Here is a 2,926-nt window from a genome sequence, read left to right as displayed (position 1 = left end):
TACTCCAGATACAGTCAACGGTACAGCCATTTTCAAGGGAAAAATGTACCCAGTAGCCTCTTTTCAATTTTTTCTGAGAAGCGACCTGCAGTAAGGGTTTTGTTAATTTTTTAGTATTTCTGTATGGGGGAAGTCCAGCTCTACCAAGGCTGAAAGGACAGGTTTTGCTGCGTCAGATGCCAATGCTGTAAGAATAATAGTAATTGGATCCATAATTCATCCTCTCTTGTGTGCGTTTTGATTGTTTCTTAAAGACATCCCAGTAAACAGAAAAAGACTAATGAAGTATTGAATTGTCAAGTTGGCTTTAATATTCTTCTCTACTGCCACCATTTAATGCTTGAATTGTTACAATTTTATCAGAACTTAGATCTCGATAAGATTCTTCCAGTTTCTGAAGTTTGTTTAGCTGAAATTCCTCAAATTTTTCAAGTGCCATCCAACGAGATTCTAAGATTTTCTGTAGTTCAGATACACGGTATTCCTTGATTTTTTGAATTTCTTCAAGTTGAATACTGTAATATCTTTCCTTTTTAAAGGCGGCACTTATTTGATTTATTTTGCCATCTTTTTTGTTGAGACTTTTTTGTTGAAGGAAAAAACATAATCCATACCCGACACCCAGCCCAGTAACAGAACCAACTATCAGAACAATCAATAATTCCATAATTCCTCCAGAAGTATTTAGAACTAGCAGATTTTCAAATTTTGACCGCGCCAAGGATAAGTTAGTTGACATTTAAATTTCTCGTTAAAACAGGGCAGAATGCAGTGTACAAAAAAGGAAACCCTGTCTCAAATTTAAAGATGCAACCGCTTATCTCACTGCAACCATTCATGCCATAGCAGTCGATAATCGAAGCGGGTACCGTGATTCATTTTGTACTGGGGAGAGCGCTTCAAGAGCGCCATCAACTCTTTAAACTCTTGGGGGTCAAAAATCACGTTGCACCCAGCACTCCACTGTCCAATCGAGTCTTTCCTGGCATTCCCGCTCCACCCTGTTGTCTTGGTAGTATGCAGGTTGACTCCATTGCCTTGCTCCAAGGTTTCCTTATCATCTCGCTGAAAATTTTTATTGGTATCTCGCACTAACCGTGCTTTACCTGCTTGCACCAGCGCCTCGTACCCTTTATGCAGTCCGAATTGCCACAAATCTTCATGAAATCCAAGAGCTAATCGGGCTACACCGTTAGTACCTTTAATGGGGTTGAAGGTGTAAGATTTTCCAGGCTCAGTTGTCCCCAAATACAAGCACTTAAACTCCCAATCCCCATCTTCTTTGGCAATCACCCCAATGGAATCGTTCCACTTGTCTGGAGTTGTATCCTTGGCATAAGCGCCTACGCGATTGCTTTTCGGAGACAACCCACTAATTCCCACCAAATTCCACTCATCTTCCCGCAAGGGATATCTCCTTTTCTCACAAGCCTGGGCTACTTGCTCTGCCAAAGTTTCAGCTTTAGCAGACTTATGAGTAGTGCCGTTCGTCCCGTTACCGTTAGATGATTCCTGGACGAACTTAAAATGTTCGTGCCACAAATACCAAGTGTTGCGTCCGGCGAACTTAATATCTCCATCTCGATCGCCAAAAGTTACCTTGATATGTCCCTTCTCTTCGGCATAGGTAAGAATAGGAAATTCACACCCTACTGGCATAGCAACTTTCTCTTTATTCTCCTCTAATTGAGCGTGGCTGCAAGTCTTGATTTTGAGGTAGGTAGGCTGAGTAATCTGAAGGCGGTTGCTTTGGACGGGCTTGATGGTATTCGCCTCTTTGATAATTGCTCCATCGGGTTTCAGAAACAAGGCTTTTTCTGAATTGCGCCGCCGCACTAATCCTGGCAGAGTCCTCCCGCCACCTTTTACCCATTTGTCAAACTCTGCGGCTGCCCCTGTGTAATTGCTACTGTTGAGTTTTTGGAGCATAGTGCTTCCGCCAAATCCATTTGTTTCTAACCCTACGTTGTAAGCAAAGCAGACTAAGGCACTAAACTGATTACTCCCCAATTTCACATTAACCCGCCGTTCTACTCCATCTTCAAATTTCTTGACATCTTCTAGCAACCACTGCTCTGCTGTTTTCTTGTCAATAACCATTCCCGATCTTACACGAGTGCCCGTCGTTCCATAGCCAATGGTGAGAACTCCAGCAGGGCAGATGTAAGCTTTGTCGCGGAATCCTTCAAAATGCTTGATGATATCTAGTCCTTCTTGGTTGATATCCATGATTAAAATCCTCCAGGGTTAATATTGTCCTAGGTTAATATTGTCCTTCGTCAGAAGATTGAGATTGTTGTTTTATTCGTTCGCTTGCTATTTGTTGCAAGCATTGGGGTTGCTGGCGAGCAATGACGGCTCCTGCTCCTCCTGTTACCACTCCACCTGCAAGGGCAGCCATTTTCACATTTTCTGGGGCATTAGAAAACATGATGATCATAGGAAGGATTGCCCCCGCGATGGAAACTATTGAGCCACTTATGGTAGAAAATAGATCATTGTGGGCAGCAGCTTTTGCCAGAATTTCATCTGTTGTGGTGTTAGGATCTTTTTTGAATTGGGAGATCATGGGTTGTGTCCTCATGGGTTTAAGATAGAGTTAGGCATTTTGTCTTCCTTCTGCTCGTTAGTAGTTGTGAGCAAAATCAACTTATACACTTACGGCTCTAAATTCCTAGATAGGGTTTGCTGAATAAATCTAAAAATCTTGTTGGATAAGGTTTTTAGACTTTTTTTCTCTCAAAAATTGCCGACCATTGGAGTGATTGGGGGGAAAATTCCGGGACTTTTTCCCTGAAAATTAGGTAGTTGACCACCTGAAAATCGATAAAACCCCACACCCCACACCCCACACCCCACACCCCACACCCCCCACCCCACACCCCACACCCTGCCACCACCGAAAAACTTTTTCCGCCAGCCCTAG

General features: G+C 42.9%; 4 protein-coding genes. All 4 read right to left on the bottom strand.

Annotated features, from left to right (window positions below; all coding sequences use genetic code 11):
- Nucleotides 1-307: 307 nt before the first annotated feature.
- Nucleotides 308-739, bottom strand: coding sequence for a hypothetical protein (locus IM500_RS17790; protein ID WP_044034714.1), 432 nt, complete (start codon nucleotides 737-739; stop codon nucleotides 308-310).
- An 83-nt stretch (nucleotides 740-822) separates the two neighbouring features.
- Nucleotides 823-2,229 carry a lysozyme gene (locus IM500_RS17785; protein ID WP_190359825.1) on the bottom strand — a complete coding sequence of 469 codons (1,407 nt, stop codon included), beginning with the start codon at nucleotides 2,227-2,229 and terminating at the stop codon, nucleotides 823-825.
- 34 nt (nucleotides 2,230-2,263) lie between these two features.
- Nucleotides 2,264-2,584: a hypothetical protein gene (locus tag IM500_RS17780; protein ID WP_287739201.1), complete on the bottom strand. Its 321-nt coding sequence runs from the start codon at nucleotides 2,582-2,584 to the stop codon at nucleotides 2,264-2,266.
- 139 nt (nucleotides 2,585-2,723) lie between these two features.
- Nucleotides 2,724-2,926, bottom strand: a 203-nt coding sequence (locus IM500_RS17775; RefSeq protein WP_287739203.1) for a hypothetical protein, incomplete at its 5' end; no start/stop codon positions are given.

It is taken from the genome of Microcystis sp. M179S2, assembly GCF_020245805.1.
GTDB lineage: Bacteria > Cyanobacteriota > Cyanobacteriia > Cyanobacteriales > Microcystaceae > Microcystis > Microcystis aeruginosa.
The sequence above is the reverse complement of the archived record's forward strand: the minus strand, read 5'-3'. Positions and strand labels throughout refer to the sequence as shown.

What these genes read in the sequence shown, in the direction of transcription:
- IM500_RS17790 (WP_044034714.1), bottom strand. Translation starts at nt 739, where the DNA reads ATGTCAACTAACTTATCCTTGGCGCGGTCAAAATTTGAAAATCTGCTA.
- IM500_RS17785 (WP_190359825.1), bottom strand. Translation starts at nt 2,229, where the DNA reads ATGGATATCAACCAAGAAGGACTAGATATCATCAAGCATTTTGAAGGA.
- IM500_RS17780 (WP_287739201.1), bottom strand. Translation starts at nt 2,584, where the DNA reads ATGAGGACACAACCCATGATCTCCCAATTCAAAAAAGATCCTAACACC.